Annotated in this window: 13 protein-coding genes; 6 read left to right on the forward strand and 7 right to left on the reverse strand. The window is 57.4% G+C overall.

Annotated features, from left to right (window positions below):
* Window positions 1-121 precede the first annotated feature (121 nt).
* From V1599_RS03505 to V1599_RS03520, 4 genes are all read right to left on the reverse strand, one after another.
* Complete coding sequence (locus V1599_RS03505) at window positions 122-484, reverse strand: YibL family ribosome-associated protein (protein WP_112011922.1); 363 nt, start codon at window positions 482-484, stop codon at window positions 122-124.
* 57 nt (window positions 485-541) lie between these two features.
* Window positions 542-1,132, reverse strand: a complete 591-nt coding sequence (gene mtlR, locus V1599_RS03510; RefSeq protein WP_112011923.1) for a mannitol operon repressor MtlR — start codon at window positions 1,130-1,132, stop codon at window positions 542-544.
* Window positions 1,129-2,277 carry a mannitol-1-phosphate 5-dehydrogenase gene (gene mtlD / locus V1599_RS03515; protein WP_395301028.1) on the reverse strand — a complete coding sequence of 383 codons (1,149 nt, stop codon included), beginning with the start codon at window positions 2,275-2,277 and terminating at the stop codon, window positions 1,129-1,131. The genes mtlR and mtlD overlap by 4 nt, the downstream gene beginning before the upstream one ends.
* A gap of 102 nt (window positions 2,278-2,379) precedes the next feature.
* Window positions 2,380-4,287: a PTS mannitol transporter subunit IICBA gene (locus V1599_RS03520; protein WP_395301029.1), complete on the reverse strand. Its 1,908-nt coding sequence runs from the start codon at window positions 4,285-4,287 to the stop codon at window positions 2,380-2,382.
* 456 nt (window positions 4,288-4,743) lie between these two features.
* On the opposite strand from V1599_RS03520, the gene V1599_RS03525 reads away from it, so the two are divergent.
* The 4 genes from V1599_RS03525 to V1599_RS03540 all read left to right on the forward strand — a co-directional run bounded on the left by V1599_RS03525 (window position 4,744) and on the right by V1599_RS03540 (window position 10,369).
* Window positions 4,744-5,352, forward strand: a complete 609-nt coding sequence (locus tag V1599_RS03525) for a glutathione S-transferase (protein WP_395301030.1) — start codon at window positions 4,744-4,746, stop codon at window positions 5,350-5,352.
* A 102-nt stretch (window positions 5,353-5,454) separates the two neighbouring features.
* The gene (gene selA, locus V1599_RS03530; protein ID WP_395301031.1) at window positions 5,455-6,840 is read left to right on the forward strand and encodes an L-seryl-tRNA(Sec) selenium transferase; all 1,386 of its coding nucleotides are present in this window, start codon (window positions 5,455-5,457) and stop codon (window positions 6,838-6,840) included.
* Window positions 6,837-8,675 carry a selenocysteine-specific translation elongation factor gene (selB, locus tag V1599_RS03535; protein WP_395301032.1) on the forward strand — a complete coding sequence of 613 codons (1,839 nt, stop codon included), beginning with the start codon at window positions 6,837-6,839 and terminating at the stop codon, window positions 8,673-8,675. Before selA ends, selB begins: the two co-directional genes overlap by 4 nt.
* Before the next feature lie 155 nt (window positions 8,676-8,830).
* Window positions 8,831-10,369 (forward strand): aldehyde dehydrogenase family protein, encoded by a 1,539-nt coding sequence (locus V1599_RS03540; RefSeq protein ID WP_112011928.1) that lies wholly within the window; start codon window positions 8,831-8,833, stop codon window positions 10,367-10,369.
* Here the strand turns inward: V1599_RS03540 and V1599_RS03545 are convergent.
* Entirely contained in the window at window positions 10,366-11,331 is a 966-nt protein-coding gene (locus tag V1599_RS03545; RefSeq protein WP_395301033.1) for a LysR family transcriptional regulator, read from the reverse strand. The genes V1599_RS03540 and V1599_RS03545 overlap by 4 nt on opposite strands.
* Window positions 11,332-11,448: 117 nt before the next feature.
* On the opposite strand from V1599_RS03545, the gene V1599_RS03550 reads away from it, so the two are divergent.
* Together V1599_RS03550 and V1599_RS03555 are read left to right on the forward strand one after the other, a co-directional pair.
* Complete coding sequence (locus V1599_RS03550) at window positions 11,449-12,189, forward strand: MipA/OmpV family protein (RefSeq protein ID WP_297120152.1); 741 nt, start codon at window positions 11,449-11,451, stop codon at window positions 12,187-12,189.
* 108 nt (window positions 12,190-12,297) lie between these two features.
* On the forward strand, window positions 12,298-12,768 hold the full coding sequence (locus V1599_RS03555; RefSeq protein ID WP_297120154.1) for a 4Fe-4S dicluster domain-containing protein: 471 nt from the start codon (window positions 12,298-12,300) through the stop codon (window positions 12,766-12,768).
* Between the two features lie 3 nt (window positions 12,769-12,771).
* Here the strand turns inward: V1599_RS03555 and avtA are convergent, their stop codons facing one another.
* Window positions 12,772-14,028: a valine--pyruvate transaminase gene (gene avtA / locus V1599_RS03560; RefSeq protein WP_297120156.1), complete on the reverse strand. Its 1,257-nt coding sequence runs from the start codon at window positions 14,026-14,028 to the stop codon at window positions 12,772-12,774.
* Between the two features lie 243 nt (window positions 14,029-14,271).
* Entirely contained in the window at window positions 14,272-16,302 is a 2,031-nt protein-coding gene (locus tag V1599_RS03565; RefSeq protein ID WP_395301034.1) for an alpha-amylase, read from the reverse strand.
* Between the last annotated feature and the right edge of the window lie 128 nt (window positions 16,303-16,430).

Below are 16,430 nucleotides of genomic sequence, written 5' to 3' on the forward strand. Positions count from 1 at the left end.
TCGGTCTACTAATAATGCCCAATTAAATATAATATATCTTTAATTGATGATTAAAATAAAAGGCTCATATATTTATGTTGTGAATATATGAGCCTCAGGAATATTACTCTAAATTAAATTATCAGAACGTCGTCTTACAAAAGCCCGTCATCTCTTTCAGGCCCATTTCGCGGCCAAGCTCGGTCATCGGGTGAACCACCACCAGACCACGCACGCTTTTTTTCAGCTTGCCCATGTCGGCCTGCTCTTTTTTGGTGATCGCGCGGCGGTGCGGCATACTCATCAGCTTTTGCGCTTCTTTGCTGAGCTTCTGGCCTTTCACTTCGCGCAGGCGCTCGATTTCCGCTTCAAGCTTCTCGCTCTCTTTCTCCAGCTCGGCGTACTTCTCGGCGGAATCGACCAGTGACAGACCCGCCATCTGGTGACGGATCAGATCCAGACGGTCGCTCAGGCGTTTAATTTCGTTCTTTTCGACTTCTTTCATGACAAATGACTCTAAATCGGGGGAATTTACAGGAAGGATACACCAATGCGCGCAGGCTTACTTCTGAAACGCTTTTTTTAAGCTGATTCGTGAAATCAGCTCAGTCAGGGAAAGGACCATCGTTGAACGGACAACCTGTTGATAACGCAGCCTCTGCATCGCATACAGCTCAGGATCGCTGTTATCAAAATGGGGCGCGGGCGGCAGCGCGGAAACGCAGTGCAGCTCGCCGAACGGACCGAGAATTTCATCGTCGGTAAACGCGTATTCATTACCGTCGTGATTTAACTCTTCGCGCAGCGCCATCAGCAGCTCGGCGTCTTCATACTCCGGCCTGCTCAGCACGCCAAGACCGTAGATCAGCTTCAGGCGGACGGATAAATCGCCCAGCGGTCCGTCTCCGTCCAACAGCGGCTCAACGGCATATTTCACGGCGTAGTCGTCTTTGCGAAATACCTGAAGCACCAGGATGTTCACCGCCTCGGTCAGTAGCTCGACGGCGGCAATCAGGAAGCTTCGTACGGTTTTGCCAGCATTCAGACGCTCAAGCACACGATTTTCAAAGGCCTGGGTTTGTTCCATTATTGCCTGCATATCTGACAATCTGTAATTAGGGCGCAGGATCTCCTGCGCCGCATTCTGCATCATTTGGTGGCGTTGTATGCTTTAACCGCCTCCACAACCACGTTACTGTTTGGGTCAAGACCGGAAACCTGCGCCAGCGCAGCCTGTGGACCGTCATCGCCAATCATCTGGGCCAGCTCTTGCGCCTGCGGGTCCTGCTCGCTGCGGTAGTGCATCGCAGCGGCAATGCCTTTCACCAGGTTGGCATGCGGCAGGCCATATTCCAGCGTGCCCAGCAGCGGTTTAATCAGGCGATCGCCCGCGCTCAGCTTACGCAGCGGCTGGCGGCCAACGCGCTCAACGTCATCTTTCAGGTACGGATTTTCAAAACGACCGAGGATTTTCTGAATGTATGCCGCATGTTTGTCAGCATCAAAACCGTAGCGTTTGATCAGCACCGCGCCGCTCTCTTCCATCGCCCCTTTTACCACAGCGCGGATTTTCTCATCGAGAATCGCGTCACGGATGGTCTGATGACCGGCTAATTTTCCGAGGTACGCGGTTATAGCATGCCCGGTGTTCAGGGTGAAGAGTTTGCGTTCGACAAATGCCATCAGGTTATCGGTCAGTTCCATTCCCGGAATGGTCGGCAGCGCGCCTTTAAACTGGGTTTTGTCGACAATCCATTCGCTGAAGGTTTCCACGGTCACTTCCAACGGGTCGTTGGTCGCCGATTCGGACGGCGGCACGATGCGGTCCACGGCGGAATCCACAAACCCAACGTGTTCTTCAACCCAGGCTTTATCTTCGTCCGCGACGGCGGCCATCACGTGGCCTTTCAGCTGCGTGGTACCGCGTACCATGTTTTCGCAGGCGATAATGTTCAGCGGGGCGTCATTGCCCTGCGCTTTACGCTTTGCCAGGCCTTTTGCCACGGCAGGGGCGATGCGCTCAAGCACTACTGGACCGACGGCGGTCGTGACCAGATCGACGGTTGCGATCAGGTCGACCACGTCATCGCCGATGCTGCTGACGGCGTTTACGCCGGATACGGTTTCAACCTGCTCGTTTTCACCCACCACGTGAACCTGATAGCTATGACGGGCATTCAGGGCGTCGAGCACCACCTGGTTCACGTCGGCGAACGTCAGCGTAATGCCCGCGTCTGCCAGCAGTTTGCCGATAAAGCCACGACCGATATTACCTGCGCCAAAATGTAATGCTTTCATAGTATTAACCTTCATCAATGTTTTTACCCGAGAGGGCTGGGGTGAGGAGCTTTCTCCCCCTCACCCTAGCCCTCTCCCCGGGGGGAGAGGGAAGAGGCGCTGTTATTTGTTAAGCAGTGCCAGAACTTCTTCCACGCTGGTGGTGTTGGCCAGACGCTCAATAACGGACTCGTCGTCCAGGGCGTTGGTCAGGCTGGTAATCACCTGGATATGCTCGTTGTTGCGAGCGGCGATACCAATCACCAGGCGGGCAATATCGTCTTCTTCTTCACCGAAGCGAACGCCCTGCGGATACTGGCAGAACACGACGCCGGTTTTCAACACGCGGTCTTTCGCTTCAACCGTACCGTGCGGAACCGCAATGGATTCGCCGAGGTAGGTTGGCGTCAGTTTTTCACGTTCCAGCATTGCTTCAACGTATTCCGGCTGAACGTAGCCGCCTGCAACCAGCTGCTCACCCGCGAAGCGAATGGCTTCCTCTTTCGTGGCGGCGGTACGGCCAAGGAAGATATTTTCCGCGCCGAGTCTGAACAGGTGCGCATTGCTCTCGTCAAAGCTGTCCTGCAGGCTGGTACGCACTTTTACTTCATTGTCTTCGTGACGCTGCGCGGCAACCAGGCGCTCGGTCAGGCTGGAGTACAGGCCGCTGTCGAGGAAGTTGGTCAGCGAGATGTGCTGCGCCTGAGGTACCTGACGCATGGCGCGCTCGGTCAGATCGCGGTGGGTAATCACCAGGTCAACGTCCGGCGGCAGGCTGTTTATCGCGCTGTTGGTGACGGAGATGTTGGTCAGGCCCGCGTCCTGCACTTTCTTACGCAGCACGCCTGCACCCATTGCGCTGGAGCCCATACCGGCGTCGCAGGCAACGATGATTTTACGTACGTGGCTCAGGTCGTTGGATACTTCGCCAGCCGCCAGCGGAGTCGCGCCTTTGGACTCTGCTTTCATGTCGTGCATACGGCGGGTTGCCGCTTCAATGTCGTCGTCTTCTTTCACCTTGCTGGTTTTCAGCAGGATGGCCGAAACAACGAAGGAGACCGCCATTGCCGCACAGATAGCCGCGATGTTCGCGAAGTACGCGCCTTTCGGCGTCATCGCCAGCACCGCCAGGATGGAGCCCGGAGACGCAGGAGAAACCAGGCCGCCGCCCAGCACGCTCAGGGTGAACACGCCGGTCATACCGCCGAGGATAACGGCCAGGATCAGACGCGGGTTCATCAGCACGTAAGGGAAGTAAATTTCGTGGATACCGCCCAGGAAGTGGATGATCGCCGCGCCGCCCGCAGACTGCTTCGCGCTGCCGCGACCGAAGAACATGTACGCCAGCAGTACGCCCATACCCGGACCCGGGTTCGCTTCAATCAGGAAGAAGATGGACTTGCCGAGATCGTGTGACTGCTGAATACCCAGCGGCGAGAAGATGCCGTGGTTGATAGCGTTATTGAGGAACAGGATTTTCGCCGGTTCAACAAAGATAGACGCCAGCGGCAGCATGTCGTGTGCCACCATGAAGTTAACGCCCGCCGCCAGAATTTTGGACAGGACTTCAACCGCAGGGCCAATGCCGAGGAACGCCAGAATCGCGAGGATCATCCCGATGATGCCCGCAGAGAAGTTGTTCACCAGCATTTCGAAGCCGGACTTGATCTTACCGTCAACCCAAACGTCGAACTTCTTAATTGCCCAGCCGCCCAGAGGGCCGGCAATCATCGCACCGAGGAACATCGGCATGTCCGCACCGACGATCACGCCCATGGTGGTGATTGCACCGACCACGCCGCCGCGGTCGCCGCCGACCAGACGACCACCGGTATAACCGATGAGCAGCGGCAGCAGATAGGTAATCATTGGGCCAACCAGTTTCGCCAGCGTTTCGTTAGGCAACCACCCTGTTGGAATGAACAACGCGGTGATGATACCCCACGCGATAAACGCGCCGATATTTGGCATCACCATATTGCTGAGGAAGCGACCAAAGCTTTGCACTTTGATCTTGAAATCGGATGACATAAAACACCCCTTCTTTTGTTTACGCTTAGGCCTGCGGCCCGAGGTTTATTGTTAACGTGCGGCGGCAGAGGTAGCCGAGCCCTGTTCTGATGCTGTGAAATCTGGCACTGAATCGTTCAACTGTCCAGACAGCGAAAAATTGTGTGATCTCAATCACGTAAATATAGGGTGACTGGACGTTAATGAAGTGATCGCCATCACAAATATGGCGTATGAAAAATCATCTTTGCGCAAAAAACAGGCGTGATGGAGGGTATTTTGTGATTTCAATCACACTATATTGTGTGGTGTTTGTTTCTGTATTGTGACTATCTTCACAAAATATTTTTATACGGATCTTTCCGGGAGCGATCGCGGGCAAACGCATTACCGCAATCAGGGAATGCGATACGGCTACCTGCCATTTTTCTGTGCATGATCCATACTGACCTCTTTGTTGGCATCCTGGAGCAGGCAATGAAACTCATCGGCAGCTATACCAGCCCTTTCGTGCGTAAAATTTCGATTCTTCTGCTGGAGAAGGGGATCGAATTTGAGTTTGTGAATGAACAGCCCTACAGCGCGGAGAGCGGCGTTGCGCGGTATAACCCGCTGGGAAAAGTCCCTGCGCTGGTCACCGACGATGGCGAGTGTTGGTTTGATTCCCCGATTATTGCGGAGTACATCGAGCTGCTGGGCATCGCCCCGGCGATGGTGCCCGCTGAGCCCAAAGCGGCGCTGGCCGTGAAGCAGATCGAAGCCTTGGCCGACGGCATTATGGACGCCGCGCTTGCGTCCGTGCGCGAACAGGCAAGGCCCGCCGCGCAGCAGTCGGAAACCGAGCTGCTGCGCCAGCGCGAAAAAATCAGCCGCAGTCTGGACATGTGCGAGCAGCTGATACAGCAGGGGAAAATTCGCAGCGATGAGCTAAATCTGGCGACGATTGCGATTGCCTGCGCCATCGACTACCTCAATTTTCGCCGCGTTTCTCCGGGCTGGTGCGTGGAGCGCCCGCTGCTGGTGAAGCTTGCCGAAACGCTCTTCCAGCGCGAGAGCTTTGCGCGCACCGAACCGCCAAAGGCTTGATTCGGGTTATAACACTTCGCGGCGAGAGGTTGTACAATCCCTCCCAATACTAACTCCCTCTCCCGTCGGGAGGGGGGTGAAATTTACTCGCCGGGCGTTTCCATGACTACTCATCATTCCCTCTACAGCCAAATTCCTGCTACTGACCGTCTGCTTCGTCAGCCCGATATTCTCCGCGCGCTGGGGCGTTTCGGCCATACCGCGACGGTGGAGATGCTGCGCCTGCTTCAGGACGAAGCCCGGCGGCATATTCAGGCGGAGAATGCGCTGCCCGACTGGTGCAGCGCGTGGGGGCAGGAAGTGGAGAACAGGCTGGTTGAGAATGCGCAAAGCGCGCTGCGCCCGGTCATCAACCTGACCGGTACGGTGCTGCACACCAACCTGGGCCGCGCGCAGCAGGCTGAGGAAGCCGTTGAGGCGGTTGAGCAGGCCATGCGTTCACCGGTTACGCTGGAGTACGATCTTGACGGTGCGGGCCGCGGCCACCGCGATCGCGCGCTGGCGGATCTCCTGTGCCAGCTTACCGGCGCGGAAGATGCCTGCATTGTGAACAACAATGCCGCCGCCGTGCTGCTGATGCTGGCCGCCACGGCGAGCGGTAAAGAGGTCGTTGTTTCTCGCGGGGAGCTGGTGGAGATCGGCGGAGCGTTTCGCATTCCGGACGTGATGCGCCAGGCGGGATGTACCCTGCACGAGGTGGGCACCACGAACCGCACCCACGCTAAAGATTATCGCGCGGCGGTGAATGAAAACACCGCGCTGCTGATGAAGGTACATACCAGCAATTACCATATTGAAGGCTTCACCAAAGTGGTTGAAGAGGCCGAGCTTGCCGCGATCGGACGCGAGCTGGACGTGCCGGTGATAGCCGATCTCGGCAGCGGTTCGCTGGTGGATTTAGGCCAGTACGGGCTGCCAAAAGAGCCGATGCCGCAGGAGATGATCGCCGCTGGCGTGAGCCTGGTGAGTTTTTCCGGCGACAAGCTCCTCGGCGGGCCGCAGGCGGGGATTATCGTCGGCAAGCGCGCGCTGATTGCGCAGCTGCAGCAGCATCCGCTCAAGCGCGCGCTGCGCGCCGATAAAATGACGCTCGCCGCGCTGGAAGCCACGCTGCGGCTTTATCTGCACCCGGAAAAGCTGGCTGAACGCCTTCCAACGCTGCGTATGCTGTCGCGCGACGCGGCGTCGATTCGCGCTCAGGGCGAGCTATTGCTGCCGCAGGTTGCGCCCCTCTACCCTGATTTTGACGTGCGCCTAGAGCCGTGCCAGTCGCAGATCGGCAGTGGCTCACTCCCCGTCGATCGGCTGCCCAGCGCGGCGCTCACGTTTACGCCGCGCGACGGGCGCGGGAGCCAGCTTGAGGCGCTATCGGCCCGCTGGCGCGCGCTGACGGTGCCGGTCATTGGCCGTATTTACGATGGCCGCCTGTGGCTGGACTTACGTTGTCTTGAAGATGAAAAGCGGTTTCTGGAGATGCTGTTGAAATGATCATTGCCACCGCCGGTCACGTCGACCACGGAAAAACGACGCTATTGCAGGCGCTCACGGGCGTGAATGCCGACCGCCTGCCGGAAGAGAAGAAACGCGGCATGACCATCGATTTGGGCTATGCCTACTGGCCGCAGCCCGATGGCCGCGTTCTGGGCTTTATCGACGTGCCGGGTCACGAAAAGTTTCTCGCGAATATGCTGGCAGGCGTGGGCGGCATTGACCATGCGCTGCTGGTGGTGGCGTGCGATGACGGCGTGATGGCACAAACGCGCGAACACCTTGCCATACTCCAGCTGACCGGAAATCCGCAGCTGACGGTGGCGCTGACCAAAGCCGATCGCGTGGATGATTCCCGTATTGAAGAGGTGCGCAGCGCGGTGCAGATGACCCTGCATGAATTTGGCTTTGCCGATGCGCCGCTTTTCGTCACCGTGGCGACGCAGGACCGCGGCATCGACGCGCTTCGCCAGCACCTGCTGCAGCTACCCGCCCGCGAGCCGGCCGGGCAGCACCGCTTCCGCCTGGCTATCGATCGGGCCTTCACCGTTAAGGGTGCGGGCCTTGTGGTCACCGGGACGGCCCTCAGCGGTGAGGTAAAGGTGGGGGATACGCTGTGGCTGACGGGCGTCAACAGGCCGATGCGCGTGCGCGGCCTGCATGCGCAAAACCAGCCCGCGGAACACGCCCACGCGGGGCAGCGCATCGCCCTGAACATCGCCGGTGATGCGGAGAAAGAGCAGCTAAGCCGCGGCGACTGGCTGCTGGCCGACGAGCCGCCCGAGCCGTCCGAGCGGGTGATTGTCTCCCTGCAAACGCATACCCCGCTGACGCAATGGCAGCCGCTGCATATCCACCACGCGGCCAGCCGCATTACCGGGCGCGTCTCCCTGCTGGAAAACGATCTTGCCGAGCTGGTGTTGGATAGCCCGCTCTGGCTTGCGGATAACGACCGTCTGGTGCTGCGCGACATTTCCGCGCGGGAAACGCTGGCTGGCGCCCGCGTGGTGGCGCTCAACCCGCCGAGACGCGGCAAGCGCAAGCCGGAGTATCTCCAGTGGCTGGCGTCGCTCGCGCAGGCCGCGGACGATAAAGCCGCGCTGAATGTTCACCTCGAGCGGGGCGCGGTCAACCTTGGCGACTTCGCGTGGGCGCGCCAGCTGAGCGGCGAAGGCCTGCGCGCGCTGACGCAGGAGCCGGGCTTTATCCAGGCCGGGTATAACCTGCTGAGTGCGCCCGTCGCGGCGCGCTGGCAGCGCAAAATCCTCAGCACGCTCGCCACCTATCACGAACAGCACCAGGATGAGCCAGGCCCGGGGCGCGAGCGCCTGCGGCGCATGGCGCTACCTATGGAAGACGAGGCGCTGGTGCTGCTGCTGATTGAAAACATGCGCGAGAGCGGCGTGATTAGCAGCCACCACGGCTGGCTGCACCTGCCGGAGCACAAAGCCGGCTTCACGGCCGAACAGGAGGCTATCTGGCAACAGGCGGCGCCGCTGTTTGGCGACGAGCCGTGGTGGGTTCGCGACCTGGCGCGCGAAATCCACGCCGACGAGCAGATAATGCGGCAGGTGCTGCGGCACGCGGCGCAGCAGGGGCTGATTGTGGCGATCGTGAAGGATCGTTATTACCGCAACGATCGCATCGTGGCGTTTGCAAACCTGATCCGCGAGCTGGATCGGGAGCGTGGTTCAACCTGCGCGGCGGACTTCCGCGACCGGCTCAACGTGGGGCGAAAGCTGGCGATTCAGATCCTGGAATATTTTAACCGCATCGGCTTTACGCGCCGTCGCGGCAATGACCATATCCTTCGCGACGCGCGGCTGTTTCCCTAAGGCAGGCAGTGAAGAGGCGGGGCGTGATGCCCCGCTCGCTTCATGAGGGTTAAACAACGGCAATCCGTGATATAGCTCGTAAACCTGTTTTTAGCTGGCGAGAAAACAGCCAGCCGTGACTACCCTTGTTATATCCCCACAGCATGGAGACGGTCATGACCAACAATCCTCCCTCATCGCGCATTCAGCCAGGTGAATATGGCTTTCCGCTTAAGCTGAAACCCCGTTATGACAACTTTATCGGCGGCAGCTGGGTAGCTCCCGTTGACGGTGAATACTATTCAAACCTGACGCCCGTTACCGGCCAGCCGCTGTGCGAGATAGCCAGCTCGGGCAGGCGTGATATCGATTTGGCGCTGGATGCGGCGCACGGCGTTAAAGAGAAGTGGGCGCACACCTCCGTTCAGGACAGAGCCGCTATCCTGCTTAAAATTGCCGATCGGATGGAGCAAAACCTGGAGCTTCTTGCGACCGCGGAAACGTGGGACAACGGCAAGCCTATTCGGGAAACGATGGCCGCGGATGTCCCGCTGGCGATTGATCACTTCCGCTATTTTGCCTCCTGCATTCGCGCGCAGGAGGGCGGGATCAGCGAGGTGGATAGCGAAACGGTGGCCTATCACTTTCACGAGCCGCTCGGGGTTGTGGCGCAAATTATCCCGTGGAATTTCCCGCTTCTGATGGCGAGCTGGAAAATGGCGCCCGCACTGGCGGCCGGGAACTGCGTTGTCCTGAAGCCCGCCCGGCTGACGCCGCTGTCGGTGCTGCTGCTGATGGAGGTCATTGGCGACTTGCTCCCGCCGGGGGTGATTAATGTGGTCAACGGCGCGGGAGGCGAGATCGGAGAATATCTGGCGACGTCAAAGCGCATCGCCAAGATCGCGTTTACCGGCTCGACGGAAGTGGGCCAGCAGATCATGCAGTATGCGACGCAGAATATTATTCCCGTCACGCTGGAGCTGGGCGGGAAGTCGCCGAATATCTTCTTTGCCGACGTGATGGATGAGGAAGATGCCTTCTTTGATAAAGCGCTGGAAGGGTTTGCGCTGTTTGCCTTTAACCAGGGCGAAGTCTGCACCTGCCCTAGCCGCGCGCTGGTTCAGGAATCCATTTATGAGCGCTTTATGGAGCGGGCAATTCGGCGGGTTGAGTCGATACGCAGCGGCAACCCGCTCGACGGCGTGACGCAGATGGGTGCGCAGGTTTCGCACGGACAGCTAGAAACCATCCTCAACTACATTGATATCGGCAAAAAGGAAGGCGCAGACGTGCTGACCGGCGGGCGGCGGAAGGTGCTGGGCGGCGATCTTCAGGAGGGATACTACCTGGAGCCAACGATTTTGTACGGGCAAAACTCAATGCGCGTCTTCCAGGAGGAAATTTTCGGCCCGGTTTTGGCCGTCACAACCTTCAAAACCATGGACGAGGCGCTGGAGATTGCCAACGATACGCAGTATGGCCTGGGGGCGGGCGTTTGGAGCCGCAACGGGAACCAGGCCTATAAGATGGGGCGGGGCATCCAGGCCGGGCGCGTATGGACCAACTGCTATCACGCTTATCCGGCGCACGCGGCGTTTGGTGGTTATAAGCAGTCAGGCATTGGTCGAGAGACGCACAAGATGATGCTGGAACACTACCAGCAAACGAAATGTCTGCTGGTTAGCTATTCCGATAAACCGCTGGGGCTGTTTTAATTCTCCTGCTCGGGCCGTCCGAGTGCGGCCTGAGCTATCTGCTGGCGCAGGCAGTTTAGTATGCCGTCAAGGACGTACTGCACGCGCCAGGGCTGGTATTCGCGTTTACGAAAAATGGCCGTGAGATCCAGCCACCACTCATCCTGATGCGGGAAGCAGGGTATAAGCATGCCGCTTATAATCTCATTTTTCAGGCTTTCTTTTGGCGCAAAAACGATACCGAGATGATTTCTCGCCAGTTCAAGCGCGGATTGGGTGTTGTCGCAAATATAGTTACCGGTCACTCTGTAATCATGTATTTCTCCGCTTTCACGATCGTGAAAACGCCAGATATTGGCATCATCCACCAGCATTGAGTCAATTAAGATACACGAATGGTTAATTAACTCTTCAGGGCCGTTGATAGGATGCTTTTCTAAATATTCTGCTGTCGCAAATGCCGTGATGGAATATTTTGCTAAAACGCTGGCAACTAAACTTTCGTCTTTAGGCTGGGCGTAGGTAATTAATATATCGCAGTCATCGGGAAATGGGACGCCTTCAGAAAACTCATTACGCCCCAGATTGGACGTTTTTAACGAAATGCGAATATCACCGATTTCTTCAATCTGGTGAATCACCTGGCGTGCAAGATAGTTCACGATCCCCGTAGGGGCGTAAATCGTCACTTTACCGCGTTTTTCATGTTTATAATCTGCGATGAAATTAATGAGCAGGCTATTTTTATCAAGTGCGGCATTAACGTAAGGGAGTAATGCTTCGCCAAACTGGGTTAGCGCCAGATGCCGGGTAGTGCGCTCAAAAACCTTTAGACCGATACGCGTTTCAAAATCAGACAGGTATTTACTGACGTTAGCCTGCGCCATTCCCAGAAATGCGGCGGCATCACCGATGCTGTGCGTGGCGGCGATCACGGAAATGATTTTTAGCTCACGGGGTTTTAACTGTAGCTTATTCATCATCAGAACCCATCTATATGATTTTATATATAATATTATATAAATAGCGGCATTGCATTGATAATTTTGTAACCATTATTATTCGCCTCGCTCGCTTGGCGTTTAAATGGATCGCATGGAATGATTATCAAAAAGAATTTGCTTATTGCTGCCGCGTTATTTGCATCATCATCCGCAATGGCCGGTGAATTTTCACTGGGTGCGGGGGCGGTATTTAATGAGTCTCCTTACAAAGGCTATAACAAAAATACCACGGCGGTGCCATTAATAAGCTATGAAGGCGATAGCTTCTATATCCGTCAGGCAACGGGCGGCTGGATCTTGTGGAAAGACAATAAGAACGAAATCAGCCTTACCGCCTCCTGGATGCCGCTGCACTTTGATCCGGATGATAACGATGACGCCCGGATGAAACGGCTGGATGAGCGCAAGGCCTCCGCATTTTTGGGCGGCGCTTACTCCCGCCATGAGCGCTGGGGAAGCCTGAAGGTGGCCGTTTCCGGCGATGTGATGGACGAGAGCGGCGGCCTGGTTGGTGAGGTGTCTTATTTCCATCCCGTCCGCATGGAGCGCCTGACGCTGATCCCCTCCGCCGGGGTTTTCTACAGTGACGCCAGCTATAACGATTACTACTACGGCGTGTCGGGCAGTGAATCTCGCCGCAGCGGTCTGAATCAATACTCTGCCGGCGACGGCTGGAGCCCGTACGTTGGCCTTACCGCAAGGTACCAGCTTACGCAGAGCCTTTTCCTGACGGCCAGCGCGGTCTACAGCGTGCTGCCTGCTGACGTGAAGAACAGCCCGATGATTGACCGTGACGACAGCTTTGCGCTGCTGACGGGAGTGAGCTGGCGTTTTTAAAAAAAGCGCCACGCTTAAGGTTTATTTCTTCTTCTGCCGTTTCGATCATGGCAGCGACGCGCGCTCATCTGGCAAGCTTACCTAACGGTCTGAATGAGGAGGGAAGGGATGAACCGATTTATCATGGCAGATGCGGCGAAATGCATCGGCTGTCGTACCTGCGAAGTCGCCTGCTCGGTGGCACATCAGGATATGCAGGAGGGCGCTCCCGCCTTTACAGGGGCGCTTTCTTCCCGCATTCGGGTCGTTAAAGGCGATACGTATACCACGGCGGTGGGCTGTCATCAGTGTGAAGACGCACCGTGCGCGAACGTTTGCCCGACGCGGGCTATTCACCGCCATGCCGGGGCCTGGCTGGTGGAACAGGCGCGCTGTATCGGATGCAAAAGCTGCGTGGTGGCGTGCCCGTTTGGCGCGATGCAGGTTCGCCGGGTAGACAACCGCGCTCGGGCGCTGAAGTGCGATTTGTGCGCCCATCGCGAGGGCGGACCCGCCTGCGTAGAGGCGTGTCCGACACGCGCGCTAAGCTGTATTGATCCTGCCAGACTTCGCACGGAACGGCTGCGAAACCTGGCTTAACCGTTATTGCCCGCCTTCACGCCACGCTTTTTCAATCTCTTCGGCCAGGATCTTCACGCCCGCGTCGATTTTATCCGGATCGGGCACGTAGTTCATGCGCATGCACTGGTGCGTATGCGGCCACGGTTTATCCAGGCCAGGGAAGAAGTAATCGCCTGGCACCATCAGCACGCCGCGTTTTTTCAGGCGCTGGTAAAGCAGCTCGGTGGTGATCGGCAGATCCTTAAACCACAGCCAGAGGAAAATCGCTCCTTCCGGTTTGTGGATCAGGCAGCGTTCTTCAGGCAAATAGCGGCGAAGGGTAGCAATCGTTTCCTGCACGCGCTGGTAGTAGAACGGCTTAATCACCTCGTTAGACAGGCGCAGCAGGTCGTTGCGCTTAATCATCTCGCACATCATCGCCGGGCCAATCCCGCCGGGGGAAAGGCTGATGATGCCGTTCATGTTGGTAATAGCGGTGATGATTTTTTCATTGGCAATGATGATCCCGCAGCGGCTGCCCGGTAGGCCAAGCTTGGAGAGGCTCATGCACAGCACGATGTTTGGGTTCCACAGGGGGCGCGCTTCGCTGAAGATAATTCCCGGGAACGGCACGCCATAGGCGTTATCGATGACCAGCGGGATGCCGTGCTGGTTTGCCAGCGCGTCCAGCTTCATCAGCTCGTCGTCGGTAATCACGTTACCGGTTGGGTTGGTGGGGCGCGAAACGCAGATCATGCCCGTCTCTTCGCCGATATGTAGATGCTCAAAATCCACGTGATACTTGAACTGGCCTTCCGGCAGCAGCTCAATGTTTGGTCGAGCTGAAACAAACAGATCCTCTTCGAGGCCGGAATCCGCATAGCCGATGTATTCCGGCGCCAGCGGGAACAGGACTTTTCGCGTGGTGCCGTCTGCGCGGCGTCCTGCAAAGAGGTTGAATAAGTAGAAAAAGGCGCTCTGGCTGCCGTTCGTCAGTGCAATATTCTGTGGTCCGATATCCCATCCCTGCTCTTCGCGCAGCATGTCGGCGAGCAGTTTCAGCAGCTCGGTCTTACCCTGAGGGCCATCGTAATTGCAAAGCGCATCGGTGGCTTTGCCGCTTTCCAGCATTTGTGCCAGCAGCGTCTGGAAATAGGTATTCATCTCCGGGATTTGAGCCGGATTTCCGCCGCCGAGCATGATGGCGCCCGGTGTACGCAGCCCGTCGTTAAGATCTTCCATCAGGCGGGTAATGCCTGAATGGCGGGTGAATTTGTCGCCGAAAAGTGAAAACGTCATAGCAGGTGATCTAATGTGCTTATTTTGAGAGTGGGTAACCATAACGCTAGCACCGTGAGGGTGCAAATCGGCGGGTGTGGTCGGATTTGTATTTTTATGTGGTCGATTTTGATTTATTCAGTGAATCGTTCTGGTGAAGTTTGCCCCTCACCCTAACCCTCTCCCCGGAGGGGAGAGGGGATCGCCAGGAGCCGTCTTTTCGCCCTCGCCCCTTTGGGGAGAGGGCGGGGTGAGGGGACAGAATTAGAAATTCCCCGCCCACACCACCATGGCTTTATCGCCGTTGTGCTCGCGCACAAAGCCGTATCCTTGCTTCAGCGCCAGCGTTTTTTGCGAGCCTTCGCCTATCGCCGGATGGCGGGCGCGGAACTGGCCTAAAATCTGCCAGTGCGCGACGGTCGCGGCCTGATTACCCGCGATCTCCTCCCAGTTCATGTCTGAACGGGTTCCCTGAAGCGGGTCAGAGCCGGTTGGGCCAAACGGACGCGCTGATTCATCACCGTAATAGATCTGCACGCTGCCCGGCGTCAGCAGGAGTAGCTCAGCGGCGCGCTGGCCGCCCTCGCGGAACAGGCGCGTGTCGTGCGAGGAGAGGTAGCTCAGCACGTTAAAGCTCTGCAACTTTTCCGCCATTTGCTGCCACGTCGGGTCGATATCGGCCAGGCAATCCACCGCTTTTGCCGCCTGCTCCTGATAATCAAAGTTGATCATCGCGTCAAAGCCGTGGCGATAATAATCGCTCTGCATGACGCCGTGGCCCCAGGACTCGCCGGTCATCCAGAACGGCGCGTTGTCGAGCTTTTTATCCGGGTTAGACGCTTTCCACGCCGCCAGCGCCTGGCTTGCCTGATCCTTCAGCTGCTGCCACGCGTCAAGCTCCACGTGTTTGGCGGTGTCGACGCGGAAACCGTCGATACCGTAATCCCGCACCCACTGGCTAAGCCAGTGGGTCAGATAGTCGCGCGGCGTATATCCCGGTATCGCTTTCGCCTGCGTGTCGGGCTTATGCTGATAAAAGTTCGGCAGGCCGGAAGGCATCGTCGATTCCGTTTTCAGGTCAGGGAGGAACGCCAGCGACATGGTCAAATCATCAAAGCCCGGGGTGTCGTAATCGCCGATATCGGTGCGTATCCACTTTTTCCCCCACCATTTTTCCCACGCCGCTTTATCGCTAAAGTTGATGTAGTCATTAAAGCTGTGCCAGCTTTGCCCCGCGCCCGGCTTCCAGTCCGTCCAGCGTTCACCCAGCGTTTTTTTCAGCTCATCGCCCTGCAGGTAGAGGGCGCCAAACTGGTATTCCTGCATATCGGCCAGCGTGGCGTAGCCCGCGTGGTTCATCACGATGTCGAATAATACGCGGATGCCGCGCCTGTGCGCTTCGTCGACAAGCTGGCGTAAATCGTCTTCGGTGCCCATGTTGGCATCCAGTTTCGTCCAGTCCTGCGTGTAGTAGCCGTGGTAGGCGTAGTGGGGGAAATCGCCTTTCGTTCCGCCGCCGACCCAGCCGTGGATCTGCTCCAGCGGAGAGCTTATCCAGAGCGCGTTAACGCCCAATTTTTCCAGATAATCGAGCCTGCTGGTGAGCCCCTTGAGATCGCCGCCGTGGAAGGTGCCAATCTCCTGCATCCCGTCTTTGTGGCGGCCATAGCTGTTGTCATTCGTCGGATCGCCGTTAACGAAGCGGTCGGTAAGCACGAAGTAGACGGTGGCGTTTTGCCAGCTAAAGGGGGCGGGTTTGTCAGTTTCGGCGCGCTCGAGCAGCAGCAGGCCGTTGCTGTTGGCCGCGGGCTGGAGGGTAATTTTGCCCTTTTGTACCATGGCGATCTGTTTACTGTAGAAATCCCGCACCGCGGAGCCTTCCGGGAACGTATTGCTCACATCAATGGTCAGCGGCTTGCCGTCCCATTTAGGGCACTGGCGCACCGCGCCCGCAACGGGTTTTTCAGCCGCGCTTTGCACCGTAAGCATGAGCGTTGGCGTGCCGGAGCGCGTATCGATGCGCATCTGATAATCTCCGTCGCGGAACAGACGCCACTGCGGCGGCGTACCTTCACAGGGTTTGAGCGACAGCATCTCGTTGAGTTTTATCGCATCGGCCGGCTGCCAGCACGCGTTGTCAAAACGCAGGGTCAGAGGGCGGGTACCCTTCGTCAGCGCTGCCGTACTGGTGAAAATGCCAGCACTGTCTTTTTTGAAAGCAGTAAAGTCCGCCGACGACCAGCCGGCATGCGCCATTGCGGGTAAGAGCATAAGTGCCAAAGTGGAGCGTTTCATTCCATTTTCCTGTCGCGGGATTTTTAACCAGTGTGGCACCCGCTGCAAATGAAAAAATCCTCCTCTGACGCGTTCGGGCGGGAGGACATCAAAGGATGAGTGATCCCGCGCAAATCCAGAGCGTTATC

The organism is Enterobacter sp. ECC-175 (genome assembly GCF_043968675.1).
Lineage (GTDB): Bacteria > Pseudomonadota > Gammaproteobacteria > Enterobacterales > Enterobacteriaceae > Enterobacter.

Coding starts and splice junctions, on each gene's coding strand:
- V1599_RS03550 (WP_297120152.1), top strand. CDS start 11,449: ATGATTATCAAAAAGAATTTGCTTATTGCTGCCGCGTTATTTGCATCA.
- V1599_RS03545 (WP_395301033.1), bottom strand. CDS start 11,331: ATGATGAATAAGCTACAGTTAAAACCCCGTGAGCTAAAAATCATTTCC.
- V1599_RS03540 (WP_112011928.1), top strand. CDS start 8,831: ATGACCAACAATCCTCCCTCATCGCGCATTCAGCCAGGTGAATATGGC.
- selA (WP_395301031.1), top strand. CDS start 5,455: ATGACTACTCATCATTCCCTCTACAGCCAAATTCCTGCTACTGACCGT.
- V1599_RS03525 (WP_395301030.1), top strand. CDS start 4,744: ATGAAACTCATCGGCAGCTATACCAGCCCTTTCGTGCGTAAAATTTCG.
- mtlD (WP_395301028.1), bottom strand. CDS start 2,277: ATGAAAGCATTACATTTTGGCGCAGGTAATATCGGTCGTGGCTTTATC.
- V1599_RS03505 (WP_112011922.1), bottom strand. CDS start 484: ATGAAAGAAGTCGAAAAGAACGAAATTAAACGCCTGAGCGACCGTCTG.
- V1599_RS03520 (WP_395301029.1), bottom strand. CDS start 4,287: ATGTCATCCGATTTCAAGATCAAAGTGCAAAGCTTTGGTCGCTTCCTC.
- mtlR (WP_112011923.1), bottom strand. CDS start 1,132: ATGATGCAGAATGCGGCGCAGGAGATCCTGCGCCCTAATTACAGATTG.
- avtA (WP_297120156.1), bottom strand. CDS start 14,028: ATGACGTTTTCACTTTTCGGCGACAAATTCACCCGCCATTCAGGCATT.
- V1599_RS03555 (WP_297120154.1), top strand. CDS start 12,298: ATGAACCGATTTATCATGGCAGATGCGGCGAAATGCATCGGCTGTCGT.
- V1599_RS03565 (WP_395301034.1), bottom strand. CDS start 16,302: ATGAAACGCTCCACTTTGGCACTTATGCTCTTACCCGCAATGGCGCAT.
- selB (WP_395301032.1), top strand. CDS start 6,837: ATGATCATTGCCACCGCCGGTCACGTCGACCACGGAAAAACGACGCTA.